Annotated in this window: 19 protein-coding genes and 1 tRNA gene; 7 read left to right on the forward strand and 13 right to left on the reverse strand. The window is 70.7% G+C overall.

Annotated features, from left to right (window positions below; translation table 11 throughout):
• Positions 1–83 precede the first annotated feature (83 nt).
• A tRNA-Leu gene (locus DEJ08_RS00115) sits at positions 84–170 on the forward strand.
• An 86-nt stretch (positions 171–256) separates the two neighbouring features.
• Here the strand turns inward: DEJ08_RS00115 and DEJ08_RS00120 are convergent.
• Positions 257–736, reverse strand: coding sequence for a hypothetical protein (locus DEJ08_RS00120; protein ID WP_146248425.1), 480 nt, complete (start codon positions 734–736; stop codon positions 257–259).
• Between the two features lie 90 nt (positions 737–826).
• Between DEJ08_RS00120 and DEJ08_RS00125 the strand changes: the two genes are divergently transcribed.
• Positions 827–1,528, forward strand: coding sequence for an NUDIX domain-containing protein (locus DEJ08_RS00125; protein WP_111053759.1), 702 nt, complete (start codon positions 827–829; stop codon positions 1,526–1,528).
• On the opposite strand, the gene DEJ08_RS00130 is transcribed toward DEJ08_RS00125, so the two are convergent.
• Both DEJ08_RS00130 and DEJ08_RS00135 read right to left on the reverse strand, forming a co-directional pair.
• The gene (locus DEJ08_RS00130; RefSeq protein ID WP_181438896.1) at positions 1,511–2,128 is read right to left on the reverse strand and encodes a TetR/AcrR family transcriptional regulator; all 618 of its coding nucleotides are present in this window, start codon (positions 2,126–2,128) and stop codon (positions 1,511–1,513) included. The genes DEJ08_RS00125 and DEJ08_RS00130 overlap by 18 nt on opposite strands.
• A 20-nt stretch (positions 2,129–2,148) precedes the next feature.
• On the reverse strand, positions 2,149–3,684 hold the full coding sequence (locus DEJ08_RS00135) for a PucR family transcriptional regulator (RefSeq protein ID WP_111053614.1): 1,536 nt from the start codon (positions 3,682–3,684) through the stop codon (positions 2,149–2,151).
• A gap of 92 nt (positions 3,685–3,776) precedes the next feature.
• On the opposite strand from DEJ08_RS00135, the gene gabT reads away from it, so the two are divergent.
• The 4 genes from gabT to DEJ08_RS00155 all read left to right on the forward strand — a co-directional run bounded on the left by gabT (position 3,777) and on the right by DEJ08_RS00155 (position 8,296).
• On the forward strand, positions 3,777–5,138 hold the full coding sequence (gabT, locus tag DEJ08_RS00140; RefSeq protein ID WP_111028827.1) for a 4-aminobutyrate--2-oxoglutarate transaminase: 1,362 nt from the start codon (positions 3,777–3,779) through the stop codon (positions 5,136–5,138).
• Positions 5,139–5,206: 68 nt separating this feature from the next.
• Entirely contained in the window at positions 5,207–6,694 is a 1,488-nt protein-coding gene (locus DEJ08_RS00145; protein WP_111053758.1) for an NAD-dependent succinate-semialdehyde dehydrogenase, read from the forward strand.
• Positions 6,691–8,061: a flavin monoamine oxidase family protein gene (locus tag DEJ08_RS00150; protein WP_111053613.1), complete on the forward strand. Its 1,371-nt coding sequence runs from the start codon at positions 6,691–6,693 to the stop codon at positions 8,059–8,061. The genes DEJ08_RS00145 and DEJ08_RS00150 overlap by 4 nt, the downstream gene beginning before the upstream one ends.
• A 76-nt stretch (positions 8,062–8,137) precedes the next feature.
• Positions 8,138–8,296 (forward strand): hypothetical protein, encoded by a 159-nt coding sequence (locus DEJ08_RS00155; protein ID WP_155896911.1) that lies wholly within the window; start codon positions 8,138–8,140, stop codon positions 8,294–8,296.
• 1,735 nt (positions 8,297–10,031) lie between these two features.
• Here the strand turns inward: DEJ08_RS00155 and DEJ08_RS00160 are convergent.
• The 10 genes from DEJ08_RS00160 to DEJ08_RS00205 all read right to left on the reverse strand — a co-directional run bounded on the left by DEJ08_RS00160 (position 10,032) and on the right by DEJ08_RS00205 (position 21,321).
• A complete protein-coding gene (locus DEJ08_RS00160; RefSeq protein WP_111053612.1) occupies positions 10,032–11,396 on the reverse strand; it encodes an NAD-dependent succinate-semialdehyde dehydrogenase in 1,365 nt (454 codons plus the stop codon).
• 21 nt (positions 11,397–11,417) lie between these two features.
• Entirely contained in the window at positions 11,418–12,830 is a 1,413-nt protein-coding gene (locus tag DEJ08_RS00165; RefSeq protein WP_111053611.1) for an APC family permease, read from the reverse strand.
• Between the two features lie 132 nt (positions 12,831–12,962).
• Positions 12,963–13,973, reverse strand: coding sequence for an agmatine deiminase family protein (locus tag DEJ08_RS00170; protein WP_111053610.1), 1,011 nt, complete (start codon positions 13,971–13,973; stop codon positions 12,963–12,965).
• A complete protein-coding gene (locus DEJ08_RS00175) occupies positions 13,970–15,004 on the reverse strand; it encodes a nitrilase-related carbon-nitrogen hydrolase (protein WP_111053609.1) in 1,035 nt (344 codons plus the stop codon). Before DEJ08_RS00175 ends, DEJ08_RS00170 begins: the two co-directional genes overlap by 4 nt.
• Positions 15,005–15,044: 40 nt before the next feature.
• Positions 15,045–15,755, reverse strand: a complete 711-nt coding sequence (locus DEJ08_RS00180) for an Abi family protein (RefSeq protein ID WP_181438895.1) — start codon at positions 15,753–15,755, stop codon at positions 15,045–15,047.
• 221 nt (positions 15,756–15,976) lie between these two features.
• A complete protein-coding gene (locus DEJ08_RS00185) occupies positions 15,977–16,630 on the reverse strand; it encodes a DUF1345 domain-containing protein (protein WP_111045675.1) in 654 nt (217 codons plus the stop codon).
• 44 nt (positions 16,631–16,674) lie between these two features.
• A complete protein-coding gene (locus tag DEJ08_RS00190; protein ID WP_111053607.1) occupies positions 16,675–18,018 on the reverse strand; it encodes a flavin monoamine oxidase family protein in 1,344 nt (447 codons plus the stop codon).
• Complete coding sequence (locus tag DEJ08_RS00195) at positions 18,018–19,382, reverse strand: NAD(P)/FAD-dependent oxidoreductase (protein WP_111053606.1); 1,365 nt, start codon at positions 19,380–19,382, stop codon at positions 18,018–18,020. The genes DEJ08_RS00190 and DEJ08_RS00195 overlap by 1 nt, the downstream gene beginning before the upstream one ends.
• A 2-nt stretch (positions 19,383–19,384) precedes the next feature.
• Entirely contained in the window at positions 19,385–20,842 is a 1,458-nt protein-coding gene (locus DEJ08_RS00200; RefSeq protein WP_084740608.1) for an aspartate aminotransferase family protein, read from the reverse strand.
• Positions 20,839–21,321 (reverse strand): Lrp/AsnC family transcriptional regulator, encoded by a 483-nt coding sequence (locus DEJ08_RS00205; RefSeq protein ID WP_035809531.1) that lies wholly within the window; start codon positions 21,319–21,321, stop codon positions 20,839–20,841. Before DEJ08_RS00205 ends, DEJ08_RS00200 begins: the two co-directional genes overlap by 4 nt.
• Positions 21,322–21,454: 133 nt before the next feature.
• Here DEJ08_RS00205 and DEJ08_RS00210 point away from each other — a divergent pair, with 133 nt between their 5' ends.
• Positions 21,455–22,909 (forward strand): gamma-aminobutyraldehyde dehydrogenase, encoded by a 1,455-nt coding sequence (locus DEJ08_RS00210; RefSeq protein WP_111053605.1) that lies wholly within the window; start codon positions 21,455–21,457, stop codon positions 22,907–22,909.
• Positions 22,910–22,930 lie beyond the last annotated feature (21 nt).

A 22,930-nucleotide genomic window follows, 5' to 3' on the forward strand; every position in this document is an offset into this window, starting at 1 on the left:
TCTCCCGTGTCGTCGGTCGTCAACCACTGCATGGTAGTGGTTGGCGTTGACACCCGTCTGTGCGTGGTAGTGTTTCGGGGCTGGCGCGAGTGGCGGAATTGGTAGACGCGCACGGTTCAGGTCCGTGTGCTGGAAACGGCGTGGGGGTTCAAGTCCCCCCTCGCGCACCAGGCGAAAACAGGAAAGGCCCCGGAGGAATCCGGGGCCTTTCCTGTTTCTCGGGCCGGGCCGGGGACGGCCGTCGACGCGTCCGGCCTCAGCCCCGGTCGGCGTCCGTCGTGTGGTCGGCATCCGGCCTGGAGGCACGGCTCGGCCCCGACACGCCGGTTCCGTCGAACCCGTGGTCGGCTCTCCGGGCCTGCTGCGGGGCGAAGAACGGGCGCGCGCTGGGCAGGAACAGCAGGACCGCGGCGACGACCGACAGCGCGATCGTCACGACCGCGAGTTCGCCGCCGGTGACGCTCAGGAGCGCGCGGAAGGCCGCGACGACGACGAGCACGATGCGCGCGACGCGGGAGCCCGCGGCCATCCGGAACACCGCCCACGTCACCAGGGCCCAGAGCACCAGGGCGACGATCCCGGCGAGGACCGGCGCCTGGCCGACCGCCGCGTCCGTCGCGAAGAACTGGAGCACCGTGGCGGCGACGCAGGCTGCCACCCACACCAACCACAGCACGAAGGACACGGTGACCACCTGCGGTCGGTCCGGTCGTCGGAGGATGAACGTCCTGGTCATGCTGCACCGCCCTCTGCCGCTCCCTGGTGCGGCACGTCGAGCGTACCGAGCGGACGGAGACCTGCCGAGGTGCCCCGCTACGGTGACCGGGTGACCGACGAACGCACCACCGTCCAGCGTCCCGGAGTGGACGTCCCCGACGACCGTGGTCGGACGGGCCTCGACGCCGTGGGCCGTGCCCTGGACCGCAACCCGGACGTCGTCGTGCGGGACGTCGAGGTGGTGTCGAACGGGTGGCACGTGCTCCGTCGCACGACCCTCGACGTCCGGCGCCGTGACGGTCGGTGGGACCGGCAGCAGCGCGAGACCTACGACCGCGGCAACGGCGCGACGGTGCTGCCGTACGACGCCGAGCGCGGCACCGTCCTGCTCACGCGGCAGTTCCGGTGGCCGGCGTACGTGAACGGACACCCGGACGGCATGTTGATCGAGGCCGCGGCGGGACTGCTCGACGAGGACGACCCCGAGACCGCGGTCCGGCGTGAAGCCGCCGAGGAGCTCGGCATCCGGCTCGGCGCGCTCGAGCACCTGGGCGACGTGTTCATGAGCCCCGGTTCGGTCACCGAGCGGGTCCACTTCTACCTCGGCGCGTACACCCCGGCCGACCGGGTCGAGGCCGGGGGCGGCATCGAGGACGAGGGCGAGGACATCGAGGTGCTCGAGGTGCAGCTCGACGAGGCGCTCGCGATGGTGGCGGACGGTCGGATCGCCGACGGCAAGACGATCATGCTGCTGCAGTGGGTGGCAATGCGGTCAGTGGCACTGCGGCGGGGGTCACCCCGACAGGGCTGACCCGTCCAGGCCCACCGCTCGTGCGATCGTCGTGCGGACCAGGCCCTCGCGGGTGGGGCGGTCGAGGTAGTCGACCAGGGCGTACCCGTTGGTGGCGTCGACGAGCGCGAAGAGCAGGCGTCCGACGCCGTCCGGGTCGTCGGTGTGCAGCACACCCGCGCGCACCCCGTCGGCGACGACCGTGGTGGCGAGGAGCTGCCAGTCGTCCATGACGTCCCGTGCCGCGGTCGCCAGTGCCGCGTTCGTGCGGCCGATGCTCCACGCGTCCGCCCACAGGGTGGCGACGTCGTCGCGGGCGGGATCGGCGATGCAGCCGAGCAGGGTGCGGAGGCCGGAGACGGGGTCGGGCGCAGCGGCGACGATCGCGCGGACCTCGGCGACCTCGGCGTCCGCGACGGTGCGGAACGTCTCGCCGACCAGGTCCTCCATGCTCGGGCGGTAGTGGGCGACGAGCGAGGGTGCGACCCCGATCACGGCGGCGACCCCGCGGAGCGTCACCGCCGCGAGGCCCTCGGCACGCGCCAGTTCGACGGCGGCCGCCGTGATCTGGGATCCGCGTTCGGCCGGGCTCAGGCGCCGGCGGGCCGGTGTCGACGGCATCGTCCCACCGTATCCGCGCATCACGCGCCCTCGACCACGAAGGCTGCCCAGAGATCGGCCCGGGTCGAGAAGACGGAGAGGTCACGGTCGAGGAGCCGACCCGCGTGCTCCACCCGGGCGCGGGCGGTGTGCCGGTGGATGCCGAGGACCCGTGCGGTGCGGTCGTACTCGCAGTTCTCCTGCAGCCAGGTCCGGACGGTGCCCGTGAGCTCGGTGCCGGCCGTGCGGTCGTGGTCGAGCAGCGGGGCGAGGAACGCGCGGGCGACGGCACCGGCGTCCACGTCGACGTGGGCGAGGTGGGCGAGCACCCCTTCCCGGGCGAGGTCGCCGAACTCGGTGGTGCCCGGGCGTCCTTCACGGCGTCGGTCGAGTGCCTGCACGGCCTCGGTGCGGGCGCGTCCGAACGACCGGTACGCGGCGCCGTCGGACAGGCCGGCGCGCAGGTCGAAGCGGTCGACGAGTTCGGCGACGATCCCGGTGTCGTCCGCGTTCACGCAGAGGAACACGGCGTCGTCGACCGCGAAGAACAGGTGCCCCGGACGCTCCTGCACCCACAGTTCGAGCAGGTCCACCACGGTGTCGAGGTCGTGGTCGGGGACGTCGACGGCCGCGATCCGGACGGGTTCGGCGGGCAGCGGCCCCCACACCTCGCGGGACGTCGCCTGCACCACCTCGGGTTCGCCGACGGACAGCATCGTGAGGAGTCCGGTCCGCAGGAGTCCCCGGGCGCGGGCGAGCTCCCGGTTCTGCTGCAGGGCGAGGCCGGCCAGGGCGATCACGGCCGTGACGACCTCGCGTCCGGCCCGGTCGAGGGCTCCGCCGTTCGCGATCGCGAGCACGCCGCTCAGGTGCCCGCCGCTGCCGAGCGTCTGCAGGGTGTACCCGACGCCCCGGTCCGTGGCGACCGGCAGGCTCGCCCGCTGCCCGGAGCGCAGCAGCCGCAGCGCCTCGGTCCGCAGGAGGTCGAGGTCGGCAGCGGGTAGCGCGTCGGCGGGGTGTCCGCGGTCGAGCCGCCCGGAGACGTCGAACAGGCCGACCCACCCGTCGAGCTGGCGGGAGAGCTCGGCGATGGTCGCGCCGAGTCCGTCCGGTCGCATCGCGGCGAGCGAGATGGCACGCTGCGCGGCGAGGGCCCAGGCGCCGCGCGCGTTGGCGTCCCGCGCGACCGCTTCGGCGTTGGCCTGCGCGACCGCGATGAAGGACGTCTCGTAGGGCACCTCGAACAGCGGCAGTCCGTGCCGGGCGCAGGCGGTGACCAGGGCGTCGGGGGTGCCGGCGCGGACCACCTCGGTGCCGAACCCGAGCGCCACGACACCGCGGTCCACGAGCCGCCGGACGTAGGCCTCGGCGACGTCGTCGCGGACGTCGGCCTCGGCACCGAACTGCGTGCCGGTCGTGAGCAGCCCCTGGCCCTCGGCGAGGAACGGCGTCGGGTCCTCGAGGTCCGAGCTGTGCAGCCAGGACAGCGGGGCATCGAGGGCGTGCTCGTCCGCGTCCGTGAGCGGGCGCAGGTGGAGTTCACGCCGGTGCAGCAGGGAGCGCAGCGTTGCGGGCATGCCGTCACCCTATCCACCGGGTCGATCCGCCCGGGGGTCGATGTACGCCGTGGACAGTACGAGTGTGCGGTGGTGGCTCCTACCATCGCGGCATGTCCTCCACCGCAGCGTCCGCGACCCGAGCGACCACCGGCGGCCCATCGCTGCCCCAGGAACGACGGCTCGTCACCGCCGTCCCGGGTCCGCGATCGCAGGAGCTGCTCGCCCGGAAGGCCGGCGCCGTCGCGGCCGGGGTCGGCGTCGCCGTGCCCATCGCGGTCGTCGCGGCCGGTGGCGGCGTGGTGGTCGACGCCGACGGCAACTCGTTCGTCGACCTCGGGTCCGGGATCGCCGTGACGTCGGTCGGCAACGCCCACCCCGGCGTGGTCGCCGCCGTCACCGAGCAGGTCGCGGCCTTCACGCACACGTGCTTCACCATCGCCGCCTACGACGGGTACGTCGCCGTCGCCGAGGCGCTCAACCGTCTGACCCCCGGCGACCACGAGAAGCGGACGGCGCTGTTCAACTCGGGGGCCGAGGCCGTCGAGAACGCCGTCAAGATCGCCCGGAAGCACACCGGTCGGCAGGCCGTCGTCGTCTTCGACCACGCGTACCACGGCCGCACGAACCTGACGATGGCGCTGACCGCGAAGAACCAGCCCTACAAGAACGGCTTCGGGCCGTTCGCACCCGAGGTCTACCGCGTCCCGATGTCGTACCCGTTCCACGACGGGCTGTCGGGGCCCGAAGCGGCGAAGCGTGCGATCAGCCAGATCGAGAAGCAGGTCGGTGCCGAGAACACCGCCGCGGTCCTGATCGAACCGATCCAGGGCGAGGGCGGCTTCGTCGTCCCGGCACCGGGGTTCCTGACCGCGCTGTCCGAGTGGACCACCGCCAACGGCGTCGTGTTCATCGCCGACGAGGTGCAGACCGGGTTCGCCCGCACCGGGGCGATGTTCGCCAGCGAGCACGAGGGGATCGTGCCCGACGTCGTCACGACCGCCAAGGGCATGGCCGGCGGACTCCCGCTGTCCGGCGTGACCGGGCGTGCGGCGATCATGGACTCCGCCCACGTCGGTGGCCTCGGCGGGACGTACGGCGGCAACCCGATCGCCTGCGCCGCAGCCCTCGCGGCCATCGACGCCTTCGAGCACGACGGACTCGTCGAGCGCGCCGGAGCCATCGGCACGGTCCTGCTCGACGCCCTGCGCAGCGCCCAGGCCGACGACCCCCGCATCGGCGACGTCCGCGGCCGCGGTGCCATGGTCGCGATGGAGCTCGTCGACCCCGCCACCGGCGATCCCGACCCCGGGCTCACGGGACGGGTGGTGCGGTACGCGTTCGAGCACGGCGTCATCGCCCTCACGGCCGGCACGTACGGCAACGTCGTGCGCTTCCTGCCGCCGCTGTCGATCGACGACGACCTGCTCCGCGACGGCCTGACCGTCGTCCTCGACGGGCTGGCCGCGTCGTGAGCGCGACCATCCCCACGACAGCCTGGCCCAGCGTCCCCGACGCCACCGGACCAGCCGCCGAACAGGCGGTGCTCGACCGCGTCCCCACGGGCCTCCTGGTCGACGGTGTCTGGCAGCCGGCGGCCGACGACGCGACCTTCGCCGTCGTCGACCCTGCGACCGGCGAAACACTCCTGCACATCGCCGACGCCTCACCCGAGGACGGCCGGAAGGCGCTCGACGCCGCCGTCGCCGCACGGCACGGCTGGGCGACCACGCCCCCGCGGCAGCGCGCCGAGGTGCTGCGCCGCGCGTTCGACCTGCTGCAGGAGCGACGCGAGGAGTTCGCGCTCCTGATGACGCTGGAGATGGGCAAGCCCCTGGCCGAGGCCCGCGGCGAGGTCACGTACGGCGGCGAGTTCCTCCGTTGGTTCTCGGAGGAAGCGGTCCGCATCGGTGGTTCGTACGGCACCAACCCCGAGGGGACCGGCCGCGCCACCGTCTCGCACAAGCCCGTCGGGCCCGCGTTCCTGATCACGCCGTGGAACTTCCCGTTGGCGATGGCGACCCGCAAGATCGCTCCGGCGCTCGCCGCCGGCTGCACCGTCGTCGTGAAGCCTGCCGAACTGACGCCGCTGACCACCCTGCTGTTCGCCGACCTGCTCGTCGAGGCCGGCGTGCCCGCCGGGGTGGTCAACGTCGTCCCGACCACCCGGGCTGCCGACGTCTCCGCGCCCGTGATCGCCGACCCCCGCCTGCGGAAGCTGTCGTTCACCGGTTCGACGCCGGTCGGACGCACACTGCTCGGCCAGGCGGCACAGAACGTGCTCCGGACGAGCATGGAGCTCGGGGGCAACGCCCCGTTCCTGGTGTTCGCCGACGCCGACCTCGACCTGGCGGTGGAGGGCGCGCTCGCCGCGAAGTTCCGGAACACCGGCCAGGCCTGCACCGCCGCGAACCGGTTCCTGGTGCACGAGGACGTCGCCGACGAGTTCACCCGCCGGGTCACCGAACGGGTCGCCGCGATGCGGGTCGGCCGGGGGACCGAGGACGGCGTCGCCATCGGGCCGCTCATCGACGCCCGCGCCGTGGACAAGGCCCACCGCCTGGTCACCGACGCGGTCGAGCGCGGGGCGACGGTCCGGACCGGCGGGCACCCGGTCGACGGGCCCGGCACCTTCTACGCGCCGACCGTCCTGACCGACGTGCAGCCCGGCAGCGCGATCCTCGACGACGAGATCTTCGGGCCGGTGCTCGCGATCCGCACGTTCCGCTCCGAGGACGAGGCCGTGGCCGCCGCGAACGACACCGAGTACGGTCTGGTCGGCTACGCGTTCACCGAGGACCCGGCACGCGGGCAGCGCCTGATGGAGCGGCTCGAGACCGGCATGCTGGGGCTGAACACCGGGGTCGTGTCGAACGCCTCGGCACCGTTCGGCGGCGTGAAGCAGTCCGGCCTCGGTCGCGAGGGCGGCGGCGAGGGCATCGCCGAGTACCTCGAGACCATGTACACGCTCACCCCGGACCCGTTCCGGCACACCGACAGCACCACGACCGCACAAGGAGCAGCTCGATGATCGAGAAGGACGTCGTCGTCATCGGAGCCGGTGTCGCCGGTCTCACCGCCGCGAACCGCCTGCGCGCCGCCGGCCTGCGGGTCGCCGTGCTCGAGGCCCGCGACCGCGTGGGGGGCCGCACCTGGACGAACGACATCGACGGGGTGACCCTGGAGATCGGCGGGCAGTGGGTCTCGCCCGACCAGACCGCACTGCTCGAGACCCTCGACGAGCTCGGGCTGCAGACGTACGACCGGTACCGCGAGGGCTCCAGCGTCTACATCGACGCCGACGGCACCCGGACCGAGTACACCGGCGACATCTTCCCCCTGCCCGAGGCCACGGCGAACGAGATCGAACGGCTCGTCGCCGTCGTCGACGAGTACGTCGCGAAGGTCGACCCGGCGCGCCCCTGGGAGACCCCGGACGCGGCCGCCCTCGACGAGGTCTCGTTCCGCGCCTGGCTGCACGAGCTGAGCCCCGACCGGGTCGCGACCGACAACGTCGAGCTGTTCATCGCCGGCGCCATGCTCACGAAGCCCGCGCACGCGTTCTCGGCGCTGCAGGCCCTGCTGATGGCGGCGTCCGCCGGGAGCTTCACCAACCTGGTCGACGCCGACTTCATCCTGGACAAGCGGGTCGTCGGCGGCATGCAGCAGGTGTCCGAGCGGCTCGCCGAGCGCCTCGGCGACGACGTGCACCTGAACGCCCCGGTCCGGACGCTGCGGTGGGGCGACGACGGGGTCGTCGCGCTCGCCGACGGCGGGATCGAGGTGCACGCCCGACAGGCCCTCGTCGCGGTCCCGCCGCCCCTGTACTCGCGGATCTCGTACGAGCCGCCGCTGCCCCGACGCCAGCACCAGCTGCACCAGCACCTGTCGATGGGCTTCGTGATCAAGGTGCACGCCGTCTACGACCGTCCCTTCTGGCGTGCGGCGGGCCTGTCCGGCACCGCGTTCAGCCCGTACGAGGTCGTGCACGAGGCGTACGACAACACCTCGCACGGTTCCGAGCAGGGGACCCTGGTCGGGTTCGTCTCCGACCAGCACGCCGACGACCTGTTCGCGCTGTCGACCGAGGAACGGCGGGCCCGTGTGCTCGCCTCGCTGGCGCACTACTACGGCGACGAGGCCCTGTCGCCGGTCGTCTACTACGAGAGCGACTGGGGCACCGAGGAGTGGACGCGCGGCGCCTACGCGGCGAGCTTCGACCTGGGCGGGCTCGTCCGCTACGGCGCCGACCAGCGTGCCGCGGTCGGTCCGATCCGCTTCGGCTCGAGTGACCTGGCCGGGCAGGGCTACCAGCACGTCGACGGTGCCGTGCGCATCGGGCGCGAGGTCGCCGAGGAGATCCTGGTGGCCGTTCCGCAGGCCGCTGCGACGCGGTAACCACCTCGGTGGGTCACGGCTGAGTGACCTGTCCAGGTACTGACGTACCCAGGCGCTCGCGCGTACCGTCCGGGCCATGAGTGACGCAGCGAACGGGTCCAGCGACCCCACCAAGGACCAGGAGCAGTACACCGAGGACCTACCGGACGGTTCGCCCACGGGCGACGCGACGGAGGACCCGCAGCAGGACAGCGACACGGACTCCGGCGGCGAGCCCGCCGACCCGCAGCAGTAGCGGCGACCGATTGACGGACGGGAGGCGCGGTGCCAGCTGGCAACGCGCCTCCCGTCCGTCGTGGGGCCGGCTGCAACACACCGGCGTCTTGATCGGACGCAGTCAGGTCAGCGAGACGCCGCCGGATTCGGCGGCGTTCTCCGCGTTGCGCGGTGTCGAAACGTGACGACGGAGTCTTGCGATCGCGATGCGCTCCGCTGATGACCAGACGGACGGGAGGCCCAGGGCGACGAGCTGCGCCGCCGCCGCGGGTCCCGCCGAGGCGATTGTGTTCCTCGCGACCGCCGCAGCGTCGTTTGTGCGCGGCGCGGTCCTGCCGGTGGACGGCTGGCGGATTGCGGTCTGAGACCGGACCACGCGCGACCGGACCAGGTGACGGACGGAAGGCGCGGTGCCGGCTGGCACTGCGACCTCCGTCATCTAGGACGAAGCGAACTCGAGGCATCTCGACGACTCCATGGACGTGTCGCCACTCGAGGGTGCCGACGTTGCCCTGCACCAATCGAACCGAAGAGGACGGTCGTACCACCGCCAAGGAGGAGGGATCCTGTCGTGAGCCAGAATGTCTCCACCCTGCTGATCCTGCGTGCCTCTGACTGGTCGGTGTATGAGACCACAGGCGAGTACCCAGCGGGCGGGCCCTCTAATGGGCCTTCGCGAGAGATGGCAGAAATTACACCTGCATTGAGGATCGCCTCGCCGGTTTCGTCCACTATCTCAATCTTCCGATCCAAGGCAGCGATCGGATAGCGATTGACAGCGATGCCCCCGATGCGCGAAATCGCTAAGGCATTCGAGGGCAATGTGTGTATTACGGGCTGTCGAATGAGGTGTTGCGATCCGGATGCTATCGAGTTCGCAATCCCAGGGGTGATCTCAAGTCGAATCAGAGGTTGCTTCACGCCAACGTCTGCGGGACGGCTGATATGAAATGGCTCGTCGACGCGAATAGCCAAGTACTCGGTGTTCGCTGGGCCGTCTGCGGCGAAGACTTTGAGGCGTGATGATTTCGCTGCAAGGACCCGTAGTGACTTTTTCCGTGGCCCGCCGTAGTACAGCGTCGCTGGTGACGGCGCGGAGGCAAAGTCGATTCGGGCTGTGAGCCGTTTGATGTGCGCTTCGGCAAGATTGAAGCACAACCACTTCGGCTCCAGGCACTCCGCCGCGGTATTGCAATCGAAAAGCAGCGAGTCAGCTGGGCTCTGGATCTCGATTGCATAGGTATTGCGCGGACGGGGGCCCAGGTGCGCCTCGGTTACGATAGTGGCGTTCAATCGCTGTCGAGTAGATGATGTGACCTCAATTGAGGAGGCCCGCACTCCAGCGACTTTGCTCCCGTTGTTCGTCGATGTGACGGCGTGTGGTGGCCCGGGGTCAGTGAGCACATATGAGAATCCAGCGAGCGCCCCAAGCACTACGAGTATCGCGCCAAGTCGCCAGTGCACGGGTGGATTTGAGGTGGACGTTCTTCGTAGGCCACTCCCGGCTCGTGGGCTTCCGTGGTCGACCGATCGGTGTCTCGATGTTGGTTTGGCTACGAGGAAAATCATTGCAATCAGGAGGGCCAGGCTGCGCACCCGGACACCGTAGCATGTCAAATATCAATAGCATCGCTATTGTTCTGTTCCGCTGAACGCCTGGCGTTATCTCGGGGAGAGACGTAAGACGGTGACTATCGGATCAGGGCCTGCCGTCGAGCCAAAGTAGTCGACCGCTACGCCCCCAACAGCGTCGGTCAGCCGATGCGGATCAGCTTCTTGTTCACGAACTCGTCGGCCCCCAGGGGGCCGAGCTCGCGGCCGAAGCCGCTGCCCTTGACGCCACCGAACGGCAGCTCCGGGCTGTCCGCGCCGACGATGTTCACGTAGACCATGCCGGCCTCGATCCGGTCGGCGACCCGGAGTGCCTGGTCGGAGTCGGTGGTGAACAGGTACGAGCCGAGGCCGTACGGGGTGTCGTTCGCCAGAGCGATCGCCTCGTCCTCGTCGGCGACCCGGTACACGGCGGCGACGGGGCCGAAGAACTCCTCGCGGTAGGCGTCGTTGTCCGGCGTGACGTCGGTCAGGATCGTCGGCAGGAAGGCGTTGCCCTGGCGGTCGCCTCCCGTGACGACGGTCGCACCCTGCGCGACGGCGGCAGCGAGCTGTTCCTGCAGCCGATCGGCTGCGGCCGGGGACGACAACGGACCGAGTTCGGCACCGGGCACGCTCGGATCCGTCGGTGCGACCGCCGACATCGCAGCGGTGAACTTCGCCAGGAACTCGTCGTACAGGCCGTCGACCACCAGGAACCGCTTCGGGGCGTTGCAGACCTGACCGTTGCCCTCGAGCCGGGTGGTGACGGCAGACTCGACGACGGCGTCCAGGTCGTCGGTGGACAGCACGATGAAGGGGTCCGAGCCGCCCAGTTCGAGCACCACCTTCGTCAGGTTCCGGCCGGCGATCTCGGCGACCGCGGCACCGGCGCGCGCCGAACCGGTGAGCGAGACGCCCTGCACGCGGGGGTCGGCGATGACGTCGGCGACCTGGTCGTTCGTCGCGAACACGTTCGTGTAGGCCCCGGCCGGGAAGCCGGCGTCGTGGAAGATCCGCTCGATGGCCAGGGCGGACTCCGGGCACTGCGGTGCGTGCTTCAGCAGGACGGTGTTGCCGATGACCAGGTTCGGTCCGGCGAACCGGGCGATCTGGTAGGCGGGGAAGTTCCACGGCATGATGCCGAGCACGACGCCGATGGAGGCCTTGCGGATGAACGCGGACCCCTCGGACCCGTCCGCCAGGGTGATCGGCTGGTCGGCCAGGAACGCCTCGGCGTGGTCCGCGTAGTAGTCGTAGATGTCGGCGCAGAAGTCGACCTCGCCCTCGGCCTGGTCGATCGGCTTCGCCATCTCGCGCACGATCGTGGCGGCGAGTTCGGCGTGCCGCTCCCGGTACAGGTCCGCGACGCGGTGGAGCAGGGCTGCACGGTCGGCGACCGTCGTCGTCCGTGACCACTCGGTGTGGGTGCGGTCGGCGGCTGCGACGGCGTCGTGCAGCTCGGCGTCCGTGATGGTCGGGTAGGTCTCGAGGGTCGTGCCCGTGGTGGGGTCGGTGACGGCGTACATGGCGTCCTCTCGTGGTGGCGGTCAGGCCTGGTCGGTCAGCTGCTTGTTCACACCGGTGACGGGCTGGTTCTCGTCGAAGCCCTTCGGTGCGACCCGGAAGCCCTTGGTGATGACGAGCAGGTAGACGAACCCGATCGCCGCCCACACTCCTCCTGCGATCAGGGCGTCGGCATGGAGCTGCGACCAGAGCACCCCGGTCAGGAGCATCGCGACCCCCGGCAGCACGATGTAGCGCCAGCGGTCGCCCGCCGTGTGACGGCGTCCGTTCCGGATCGCGAAGTGCACGGTCACGGTGGCGTTGACGAAGGTGAACGCGATGAGCGCGCCGAAGTTGATGTAGGCCGCGATCGTGTCGAGCGAGAAGCTCATCGCCAGCAGGGTGACCGCGCCGACGAAGACGACGTTGAACACCGGGGTGTGCGTGCGGGGGTGCACGTAGCCGAAGACCCGCTTCGGCAGGACGTTGTTCCGGCCCATCACCATGAGCATGCGGGCGACGCTGGCGTGCGACGCGAGACCCGAGGCGAGTGCGGCGACGAACCCGGCCGACACGAGGACCGCCTGGAACACCGGACCGCCGACGAGCAGGCCGATCTGGGGGAGCGGGTCGTCGGTGAACTCGCCGAACGGTGCGTTCGTGGGGAAGCGGAGCTGGGCGAAGTAGGCGGAGACCAGGAAGATCGCGCCGCCGAGCAGGACGGTCAGCATGATCGCCTTCGGCATGATGCGGATCGACTTCGCCTCTTCCGTGTACATCGTCACGGCGTCGAAGCCGATGAACGAGAAGCACACCACCGTCGCCCCGGTGAGCAGGGCAGACATCGTCACGCCGTCGTGCACGAAGGGTTCGGCGCTGACGATCGTGCCCGCACCGGCACCGTGGGTGAGCTCGATGACGGTGAAGACCACGAACGCGATCATCGCCAGGACCGCACCGATGAGCAGCACCATGTTCAGGTTCGATGTGCCGCGCATCGACAGGCAGATCACCGTCGTCACGAACACCGTGTACACGACGACGGTCACCCACGGGGGCAGCCCCGGGAACACCTGCTCCAGGTAGAGCCGGATGATCAGGGCGTTCACCATCGGCAGCAGCAGGTAGTCGAGCAGTGACGCCCAGCCCACCATGAAGCCGAGGTTCGGGTGCATCGACTCCCGGACGTACGTGTACGCGGAACCGGCGGCGGGGTAGACGCGCACCATCTTCCCGTAGCTGATCGCGGTGAGCGCCATGATGACGAGGGCGATGAGGTACGCGCTCGGCACCGCGCCGTCGGTCTGCTCGGAGACGATCCCGAAGGTGTCGAACACGACCGTCGGGGTCATGTAGCCGAGGCCGAGTCCGACGATCGCCCAGAGCCCGAGGCTCCGCTTCAGCGACCCGCCGCGCACCGGTGCTGCCGGCGCGGTGACCGCGATCGGTGATGCCATGTGACTTCCCTGCTCTTGGGGCCGGGCAGCGTCGCCCGGATCAGTTCGGAGCACCATACCGACGGGTCGGCAGTGGGCGGACCGGCCGCGGTGTACAGGTGAGCGGCACCCGCTGTACACCGCGGCGGTGGTTCAGGCCACCGGTTGCTGCTGCGTGATGCAGTGCAGCCCACCACCCCGCGCGAACACCTGTCTCGCGTCGATCGAGCGGACCCGTCGGCCCGGGTACGCCTCGGCGAGGATGCCCCTGGCGCGGTCGTCAGCGACCGGGTCGCCGAAGGCGCAGGCGATCACGGCGTCGTTCACCACGACGTGGTTCACGTAGTTCCAGTCCACCGGTCCACCGTCGTCCGACAGCGTCGACGGGGCCGGCAACTCGATGATCGTCGCGTCGGTCGCCTGCTCGAGCGCTCGCCGGATCTGGGGCATCACCAGGTGGTCCGGGTGGCCCGCATCCGGCTGGGCGTGCAGCAGGACCGTGCCCGGGTCGGCGAAGGTCGCCACCATGTCGACGTGGCCCCGGGTGCCGAAGCCGTCGTAGTCGCGCGTCAGACCGCGGGGCAGCCAGATCACCCGTGTGGCGCCGATCGTGCGCGCCAGCTCCAGCTCGACGCGCTCCCGGTCGGCGTACGGGTTCCGGCGCGGGTCGAGCTGCACCGTCTCCGTCACGAGCACGGTGCCGGCGCCGTCGACGTGGATCGCCCCGCCCTCGTTGACGAGCAACGACGGGATCCGCGTGGCTCCCGCAGCACCGGCGACCGTGGCGGCGACCTCGGCGTCACGCGTCCAGGTCGACCACGGGTTCGCGCCCCAGCCGTTGAAGACCCAGTCGACTGCGCCGAGTCGCCCGGTGTCGTCGTCGACGACGAACGTCGGGCCGATGTCGCGCATCCAGAAGTCGTCGAGCGGCGCCTCGAGCACGTCCACGCCGGACGACAGCAGGCGACCGGCATCCGCCCGTGCGACCGGGTCCACGACGACGGTCACCGGCTGGTGCTCGCTGATCGTGTTCGCCGTGGTCGCCCAGGCCAGGCGCGCGGCCTCGGCGCTCGCCGCGTCGTCGCCGAGCGTCAGGCCGGGGCGCGGGAACGCCATCCACGTGCGTTCCTGCGGAGCCGTCTCGGGAGGCATCACCCAGGTCATGCGCGCGCCTCGCGTCCGGTGATGGCCGGTTCCACGGCCAGGGATGCGTCGATCGCCTCGCGTGCGCCGTACGCGTGGCGTTCCTCGTCGACGGGTTCGACGAGGCCGGCGTACAGGTCGGGGCGCCGGGTCACGTAGAAGGGGAACAGCCGGAGCCACTCCGTCCGGGCGTCGAGGTCGAGGTCGGCGACGAGCACCACGCTCGCGTCACGGGGAGCCTCGACGAGCACGCGGCCGAACGGGTCCGAGATGAAGGACGAGCCGTAGAAGGTGATGTCGCCCTCGTCGCCCCACCGGTTCGGCACGACCATGAACTGCCCGGCCGTGATGCCGTTCGCCACGATGACCCGCTGCCAGATCGGCGCGGTGTCGAAGTCGGGGAAGGTTGGTTCGGAGCCGATGGCCGTCGGGTACACGAGCACCTCGGACCCGGCGAGGCCGTAGGACCGTGCCACCTCGGGGAACCACTCGTCCCAGCACGTCGGCAGTCCGAGGCGCGCGCCGAGTCCGGCCGGCTCGTACACGGGGAAGGCATCGTCGTCCGTCCCCGGCCGGAAGTACGTGTCCTCGTGGTAGCCGGCGCTGATCGGGATGTGGGTCTTCCGGGTCCGGCCGACCAGGGTGCCGTCGGGGGCGACGAGGACGGCGGTGTTGTAGCCGCGGGGGTCGTCGGGCTGGTCGTCGTCGTCCGGCCGCTCGTACAGCGAGGCGTGCACGAACACCCCGTGCTCGATCGCCTGGGCACGGGCGAAGGCGATGGTCGGGCCGTCCTGCAGCGACTCGGCGAGGTCCTTCGGGGTCCCGCTCGCCGGGGTGTCGCCGGGGTAGCGGCGCAGCGTGAGTTCGGGCAGGAACACCGCGGTGGCTCCGTGCGCTGCGGCGGTCGCGATGCCGTCGGCGAGCTGGGCCAGGTGCTCGTCCGGGTCGGGGAGCCACCGCATCTGCACGAGGGCGACGCGGAGCGATCTGCGGGGTGCCCCGGTGTCGGCGTGCAGCGGCGACGGGAGCGAGGGTGCGGTGACGACGTCCATGCCGCCATTGTTGATCGCATGGTCAACTAGCGCAAGACCTTCACGCGGTTTGCCATTCACGCCGCGGGTCCTCCTTGATGAGCCGCCGTAACGGACTGCGGGCGGCCGCGAGCGCGGGGTAGTCCTGATCGAGGCTGGCAAGCAGGGCGAGCATGCCGTTGAGCCGGTGCCGGACGTCCACTTGCAGCAGGTTGTCGTGGTGAGCGACACGATTTCGGAGTCGGCGGAGCGTCTCGAGTTGGAGCCCGATCGTCTGCCGGCTGGAGTCGTTCGACGACGCACCGGGGAAGGCCGCAGACAGCGCGGCACACGACAACAGCTGCTGGCGCGCAGGCGACTCGGATCGGGACACCGGGCGGATGAGCTTGACCCACGAACCGAACATGAGTTGAGCGACGACGTCGTCGTGGCTCGGGACGGTGCCGGATCGGGGGTGCTCCGCGTGACGGTCTGATGCCTCTTGAGCAGCTCGACTCCGGGCATCTGCCAGCTGCCGACGAAGCAACGCGTACAGCGGTTCGACCGTTGCACCCGCGGTGCTCCAATCCGGCGTGCTGCCCTTCCTGGCGTTCCACTCGGTCAACTGGAGGTCGAGAGCATTGCGCACGGCGATCTCGACGAACGCGATCTGGCCGTGGAGTGCCCCGGTCAGTTGTCCAGCCCAGAGGTACAGATCGCTCGCGCGGCCCAGATCACCGTCGGCGGCACAGAGGTAGGTCGCGAGTCGGGCAGGGCTGACCAGACGCTCCAACGCGCTCGGTTGACTGCCTGACGACGAGGCCCTAGCGTTGACGGCACGAGCGTCGGGCTTGGACCGACGTGCATACCCCGAGATCCCCCCGCTGAGCGGGGGGATTTCTGTTTCCCGGGGGTCTCGTTCCCAGGGGTCGCGGTGCATCCGGCAACGCTAGGACTTCGGCACCACCGTGGGAATCGAACGTGCAATGGCGACGATGGTTCACGTCTCCGTGGTCAGCTGATGATGTTGACCGCGCGCGAGATGACCAGCGCCAGCAGGATGAACCCACTCAGTGCCTGGTACGCCATGATCATCTTCGCCCGGACGGTCATCGGCATCGTGTCCGTCGGGCTGAACGCCATCATGTTCGTCATCGCCACGTAGAGGTAGTCGAGGTAGACCGGCCGCCAGTCCGCGGTCTTCGGGTCGGTCTCCTGCGGGAACTGGAAGTCCGCCTCCGCCGTCGACCACAGTTCGGGGCGACGCCGTGCCACCGGACCCCCGCGGTCGAGCTCCCAGTAGACGAGCCCGAACACGATGATCGTGCTCACCCAGACCTGCAGCGCGGTGAGCAGCACGGCCGCACCGTCCGCGTGCCCGCCGAGCAGCTCGGTGATGGTCCGGATGACGGTGAGCTGACTGGCGACGGTGAGCAGTGCCGCCAGGGCGAACGACAGCCACCGTGACCACGTGGTCTCGCGCGTCAGACGCCGCGGGTTGAAGACGATGAGCGGGGCGAGCAGCAGGACGCCCAGGACGGGCACCACCCACGACGGGAAGAACAGCACCTCGTCGGGCAGGAACAGGCTCAGCGCCAGGTTCACCAGGACCGCGACGGCGACCGGTGCCCGGTGTTCGTGTCGCGGTCGGGTCCTCGTCGGGGTCACGGAGCGAGTGTCGCACGGGCCGACACCCGCGGGGGGTGTGGCGCTCAGGGCGTGGACAGCGGGTCGGCGAGCGAGAGCGGCTCGACCTCGGTGCCGAGCAACCGCCCGGCCGCCCGCAGCCCGGACAGCAGCGCCCCGTGCACCGTCGCCGGGTCGTCGCTCCACGTGGCTTCGCCGGCGAGCTGCACCCGGCCGGACGGGGTGCCGAGCTGGTCGTGGTCGTCGGGTGACGCCCCGACGTGGAGGTACGAGTACGAGCCCCGCGAGAACGGGTCCTCGGCCCACCGGGTGATCCGGAACGCCTCGGGCTGGGGGACGGACGGGCCGAACATCTTCCGCAGCGCCGCCACCCCCTCGTCGACGACCATGGCGTCCGGTAGGGTCTCGAGCCGACGGGCTCCGGCGCCACCGACCAGGGCGGCGAGCACCGGCGCACCGGTCACCCGGGACATGTCGTACCAGGAGTGCCAGTCGACGCCGGCGGACCCCTGCTGCCGGACCACCCACGAGTCGCCCCAGAACCGTGTGGGAAACCGCAGGAACACCTTGTCGTAGGTGCCCATCCCGAGCCGGTCGAGCGCTCCGGTCACCGGCGCGGACAGGGGCGGGTCGAAGACCACGTCGCCGGCCTGCAGCACCCCGAGCGGCACGGTGACGACCACCTGCGGGGCGGCGACGGTGGTGCCGTCGGCGAGCCCCACGGTCACGGAGTCGCCGGCCTGGGTCACCGACCGCACGACCGACGACAGCCGGACGTCGAGACCCTCGGCCAGCGCGCGGGCGTACTGGGCGTAGCCGCCGGGGAACACCACCTCGTCACCGGGGACGTGCTCCTCGTCGAGGCCGTGCGCGTCGAGGACGGTCACCGGGGCACCGCAGAGGTCCTCGGAGCGGTGGGCCGTGTACTCGCGGACGCGCGCCGCTCGGTCGCCCTGCCACCGCAGCGAACGGAGCACGGTGTCGACGGCGGCCGCGTAGGTCGAGGGCGGGGGAGCGTGCGCGACGACTGCATCGAGCGCCGCGTCGACGGTGTGCAGGTCCGCGACGAACGCCGACGTGTCCTCGGCGGAGAGAGCGGCGCCGGACGGGTCGTGCCAGGCGATCGGCCGGCCGTCGAACTGGAAGCTGCCGACCGTGAACTCCACGGTGTCGATGCCGAACGCCGACGCCAGGGCCCAGAGCGGGTTGCCGTCGACCCCGTGGATCCACGAGGCACCGAGGTCGACCGGCACCCCGAGTGACGAATCGGTCCAGGTGCGCCCGCCGATCCGGTCGCGGGCCTCGAGCACGACGACCCGCTGCCCGCCCAGTGCGAGCGCCCGGGCGGCGGCGAGCCCGGCGACCCCCGCCCCGACGACCACGACGTCGGCGTCGAGACCGGCAGCCATCAGTGCCCTCCGGTCAGTGGTGCCATCAGCCGAGCGGCCAGACTCGGCCGCCCGGTCAGCGCTTCTTCGCGGTCGGCCAGGTCGGTCGCGACGAGTCCCGCGTTCGCGCCGAGGAACCGCAGCGGCTCGGGCTCCCAGTCGGGCGACCGGTGGTTCACCCACGGCAGCGCGGTCAGTGCCGTCGACTCCCCGCGCACGAGGTCGGCGAGGGTCCGTCCGGCCAGGTTCGTCGTCGACAGACCGTCCCCGACGTACCCGCCGGCGCTGCCGACGTGCCCGTCCCAGGTCACCGAGGCGCACCAGTCCCGCGGGACCCCGAGCGGTCCGCCCCACGTGTGGGTGACCGGGGCGTCCGCGACGACGGGGAACAGGTCCACCAGGGCACTCCGCAGGTGCTCGAACACCCGCGGCACCCGGTCGTACCCGGGCGTGATCGAGGACCCCCAGTGGTAGCGGGCTCCGCGGCCGCCGAACGCCAACCGGTCGTCGGCCGTGCGCTGCCCGTACACGAGCAGGTGCCGGTAGTCGGAGAACGTCTGCCCGTGCTCGAGCCCGATGCGCTCCCACGCGGACGCCGGCAGCGGGGCCGTCGCGATCATGAGCGAGTACAGCGGCAGGATCCGCCGCTTCGTCTGCTCCAGCTGGGCACCGTAGCCCTCGACCGCGATCACGACGGCGCCCGCCGTGACGGTGCCACGCGACGTGACCACACGCCCGCGGTCCCAGGACGAGACGGGCGTGTGCTCCGCGATCCGGACGCCACGGGCCTCCAGGGCGGCCGCGAGGCCACGCACCAACGCGGCGGGCTGCACGCGCGCGCAGTCCGGGGTCCACGCGACCCCCGCCGATCCGGCGGCGTCACCCGGTCGAGCGGCCCGCCACGTCATGTCGTCGCCCCAAGTCGCGGAGGACGCGACCTCGTCGTGGGCGGCGCGCTCCTGCACGGCGGAGCGTGCGTAGAGGACGGTCCCGCCCTTCACGTAGTCGCAGTCGACCTCGGCTTCGGCCGCTGCGCGGCCGACCTCGTCGACGGTGTCGCGCATGGCGGCCCGCAACGCGAGCGCGGCGTCGCGCCCGTGCTCCTCGGCGATCGCCGAGGCGGACCGCGGGAACAGCGCCGAGCACCAGCCGCCGTTCCGACCGGACGCGCCGAAGCCGGCGATCTCGCGTTCCAGGACGACGATCTGGAGGCCCGGGTCGGCCTGGTGCAGGTACCACGCCGTCCAGAGACCCGTCAGTCCACCGCCCACGATCGCGACGTCGGCCGTCGTGTCGCCGTCGAGCGGCGGCCGGGGTGTCAGGTCGTCGCGTCCGGTGGACGCGAGCTGGTCGAGCCAGAACGAGACGCCCCGGTAGCCGCTCACGGTCAGATCTTCGTCCAGGCCTCGGACAGGACACTGCGCAGGATCGACGTCATCTCGCGGAACTCCGGCTGCCCGATCGTCAGCGGCGGTGCGAGCTGCACGACGGGGTCACCGCGGTCGTCGGCCCGGCAGTACAGCCCCGCGTCGAACAGCGCCTTCGACAGGAACCCGCGCAGCAGCCGCTCGGACTCGTCGTCGTCGAAGGTCGTCTTGGTGGCCTTGTCCTTGACGAGCTCGATGCCGTAGAAGTAGCCGTCACCGCGGACGTCCCCGACGATCGGCAGGTCGAGCAGGGTGTCGAGCTCGGCGCGGAAGAGCGGGGCGTTCTGCTGCACGTTGGCGAGCAGCCCCTCTTCCTCGAAGATGTCGAGGTTCTCCATCGCGACGGCGGCCGACACCGGGTGCCCGCCGAACGTGTAGCCGTGGTAGAAGGTCGTGTCCCCCTTGGAGAACGGCTCGAACAGCCGGTCGCTGATGATCGTCGCGCCGATCGGGGAGTACCCGGAGGTCATCGCCTTGGCGCACGTGATCATGTCCGGCACGAAGCCGTAGGTGTCGCAGGCGAACATGGTGCCGATCCGGCCGAAGGCGCAGATGACCTCGTCCGAGACGAGCAGCACGTCGTACTCGTCGCAGATCTCGCGCACCCGCTGGAAGTACCCGGGCGGCGGGGTGAAGCAGCCGCCGGAGTTCTGCACCGGCTCGAGGAACACCGCGGCGACGGTGTCGGGGCCCTCGAACTCGATCATCTCGCGGATCCGCTCCGCCGCCCAGAAGCCGAACTGCTCCTCGGTGCCCCCGGGGAAGCCCATCTCCTCGGCGCGGTACGAGTTCGTGTTCGGCACCCGGAAGCCGCCGGGGGTCAGGGGCTCGAACATCTCCTTCATCGCCGGGATGCCGGTGATCGCCAGGGCGCCCTGCGGGGTGCCGTGGTAGGCGACCGCGCGGGAGATCACCTTGTGCTTCATCGGCTTGCCCTGGAGCTTCCAGTAGTACTTCGCGAGCTTGAAGGCCGTCTCCACCGCCTCGCCGCCGCCGGTGGAGTAGAAGACCTTGTTGAGGTCACCGGGGGCGTGCTCGGCCAGCCGGTCGGCGAGCTCGATCGCCGCGGGGTGCGCGTACGACCAGATGGGGAAGAAGCTCAGCGTCTCCGCCTGCTTCGCGGCCATCTCGGCCAGGCGCTTCCGCCCGTGCCCGGCGGCGACGACGAACAGGCCGGACAGCCCGTCGATGTACTCCTTGCCGTGGCTGTCGTAGACGTGGTGGCCCTCGCCGCGCACCATGATCGGCACGTCGGCGCCGGCCTGGTTCGCACCGTGCCGGGCGAAGTGCATCCACAGGTGGTCCCGGGACTTCCGCTGCAGGTCGGCGTCGTCGACCGGTGCGAACGGGTCGTAGGAGTGGAGGCGGGCGGCCGGGCCCGTCGTGGTCCGGCCTGTGGCCTGTTCGGAGATGGTCATCGCGTTCCCCAGTCGTAGAGCTGTTTGCGGAGTTGCAGGTAGACGAAGGTCTCGGTGCCGGCGACGCCCGGGATGGCCCGGATGGTGCCGTTGAGCAGTTCGATCAGGTCGTCGTCGTCCTCACACACGACCTCGACCATCAGGTCGAAGCTGCCGGCGGTCATCACGAGGTAGTCGACCGCCGGCAGCTGCTCCAGGGCATCGGCGACGGTTCGGGTGTCGCCGCTGACCCGGATGCCGATCATCGCCTGGCGGTGGAAGCCCAGTTGCATCGGGTCGGTGACCGCGACGATCTGCATGACGCCGGTCTCGGTCAGCTTCTGCACACGCTGCCGGACCGCCGCTTCACTGAGACCGACGGCCTTGCCGATCTCGCCGTACGGGCGGCGCCCGTCCGCCTGGAGTTGTTCGATGATCCGCTTCGAGGTGTCGTCGATCGGTCCCGGACGTCGTGGTGCTGCCGCCATGCCGGACAGCATGGCAGCGCGGTTCGGGGTGCGCAAGGGATTCCGTTGTGAACTCCGTGTTTCGCGACGATTTCCGTTGTTACAGTTCTCCACAACCTCCGGATCCTTCTTCCGCACCGCCGGAATCCGTGTCAGTATCACCGCCATGCTGGACGCACAGAGCACGGCGACGGCGGACACCGACACCCGGGTCCTGCGGAACTTCGTCGGGGGCGCCTCCGTCGAGTCGACCGCCGACACCACGTTCGACCTGGTCGACCCGACCGACGAGCACGTCTACGGCACGTCCCCGGTGTCCACCCCCGCCGACGTCGACGCCGCCTTCGGTGCGGCCGCGACCGCGTTCGAGACCTGGCGCCGCACCACCCCCGGCGAACGGCAGCTCGCCCTGTTCCGGATCGCCGACGCGATGGAGCAGCGGGCGTCGGAGTTCGCCGACCTCGAGTCGCTCGACACCGGGAAGCCCCGCGCCACCCTGGTCGAGGACGAGATCCTGCTCTCCGTCGACCAGATCCGCTTCTTCGCCGGGGCCGCCCGGAACCTCGAGGGCCGGAGCGCCGGCGAGTACCTGGCCGACCACACCTCGTTCGTCCGGCGTGAGCCCATCGGTGTCGTCGCCCAGGTCACCCCGTGGAACTACCCGCTCAACATGGCGGTGTGGAAGTTCGCGCCGGCGCTCGCCGCGGGGAACACCACCGTGCTCAAGCCGAGCGACACGACGCCCCTGTCGACCCTGCTGCTCGCCGAGGTCGCCGCCGAGTTCCTGCCGCCGGGGGTCCTGAACGTCGTCGTGGGGGACCGCACCACCGGCGCAGCGATGATCGACCACCCCATCCCGCAGCTCGTGTCCATCACCGGCTCCGTCCGCGCCGGCATGGAAGTCGCCCGTGCCGCCGCCGGTGACCTCAAGCGCACCCACCTGGAGCTCGGCGGCAAGGCACCCGTGATCGTGTTCGACGACGCGGACATCCCCTCGGCGGTGGCCGGGATCGTCGCCGCCGGGTTCTTCAACGCCGGACAGGACTGCACCGCGGCCACCCGGCTGCTCGTGCAGGACGGCATCCACGACGAGTTCGTGGCGGCGCTCGCCGCAGAGGCACGGCTCAACGCGCGAACCGGGTCGGACGGCTACTACGGCCCCGTCAACAACGCGAACCAGCTCGCGCACGTGCAGTCGTTCCTGGACACGCTGCCCGACCACGCGACGATCGAACTCGGCGGCGCACGACAGGGCGACCGCGGGTACTTCCACGAGGCCACGATCGTCGCCGGCCTGCGCCAGGACGACCGGGCCGTGCAGCAGGAGATCTTCGGCCCGGTGCAGACCGTGCAGCGGTTCTCGACGGAACAGCAGGCCCTGACGTGGGCGAACGGCGTCGAGTACGGCCTGGCGAGTTCGGTGTGGACGACCGACCACGCGCGGGCGATGCGCTTCGCCCGCGACCTGGACTTCGGCTGCGTGTGGATCAACACGCACATCCCGATCGTCGCCGAGATGCCGCACGGCGGGTTCAAGCACAGCGGGTACGGCAAGGACCTGTCCCAGTACGGCTTCGACGACTACACCCGCATCAAGCACGTCATGTCCTACATCGGCTGAGGCCGACCACCCCCTGGAGGC

Source organism: Curtobacterium sp. MCLR17_054, assembly GCF_003234335.2.
Classification (GTDB): domain Bacteria; phylum Actinomycetota; class Actinomycetes; order Actinomycetales; family Microbacteriaceae; genus Curtobacterium; species Curtobacterium flaccumfaciens.

What these genes read in the sequence shown, in the direction of transcription:
- DEJ08_RS00155 (WP_155896911.1), top strand. Translation starts at nt 8,138, where the DNA reads ATGAGTGACGCAGCGAACGGGTCCAGCGACCCCACCAAGGACCAGGAG.
- DEJ08_RS00190 (WP_111053607.1), bottom strand. Translation starts at nt 18,018, where the DNA reads ATGGCTGCCGGTCTCGACGCCGACGTCGTGGTCGTCGGGGCGGGGGTC.
- DEJ08_RS00150 (WP_111053613.1), top strand. Translation starts at nt 6,691, where the DNA reads ATGATCGAGAAGGACGTCGTCGTCATCGGAGCCGGTGTCGCCGGTCTC.
- DEJ08_RS00165 (WP_111053611.1), bottom strand. Translation starts at nt 12,830, where the DNA reads ATGGCATCACCGATCGCGGTCACCGCGCCGGCAGCACCGGTGCGCGGC.
- DEJ08_RS00135 (WP_111053614.1), bottom strand. Translation starts at nt 3,684, where the DNA reads ATGCCCGCAACGCTGCGCTCCCTGCTGCACCGGCGTGAACTCCACCTG.
- DEJ08_RS00210 (WP_111053605.1), top strand. Translation starts at nt 21,455, where the DNA reads ATGCTGGACGCACAGAGCACGGCGACGGCGGACACCGACACCCGGGTC.
- DEJ08_RS00170 (WP_111053610.1), bottom strand. Translation starts at nt 13,973, where the DNA reads ATGACCTGGGTGATGCCTCCCGAGACGGCTCCGCAGGAACGCACGTGG.
- DEJ08_RS00200 (WP_084740608.1), bottom strand. Translation starts at nt 20,842, where the DNA reads ATGACCATCTCCGAACAGGCCACAGGCCGGACCACGACGGGCCCGGCC.
- DEJ08_RS00120 (WP_146248425.1), bottom strand. Translation starts at nt 736, where the DNA reads ATGACCAGGACGTTCATCCTCCGACGACCGGACCGACCGCAGGTGGTC.
- DEJ08_RS00130 (WP_181438896.1), bottom strand. Translation starts at nt 2,128, where the DNA reads ATGCCGTCGACACCGGCCCGCCGGCGCCTGAGCCCGGCCGAACGCGGA.
- DEJ08_RS00205 (WP_035809531.1), bottom strand. Translation starts at nt 21,321, where the DNA reads ATGCTGTCCGGCATGGCGGCAGCACCACGACGTCCGGGACCGATCGAC.
- DEJ08_RS00175 (WP_111053609.1), bottom strand. Translation starts at nt 15,004, where the DNA reads ATGGACGTCGTCACCGCACCCTCGCTCCCGTCGCCGCTGCACGCCGAC.
- DEJ08_RS00160 (WP_111053612.1), bottom strand. Translation starts at nt 11,396, where the DNA reads ATGTACGCCGTCACCGACCCCACCACGGGCACGACCCTCGAGACCTAC.
- gabT (WP_111028827.1), top strand. Translation starts at nt 3,777, where the DNA reads ATGTCCTCCACCGCAGCGTCCGCGACCCGAGCGACCACCGGCGGCCCA.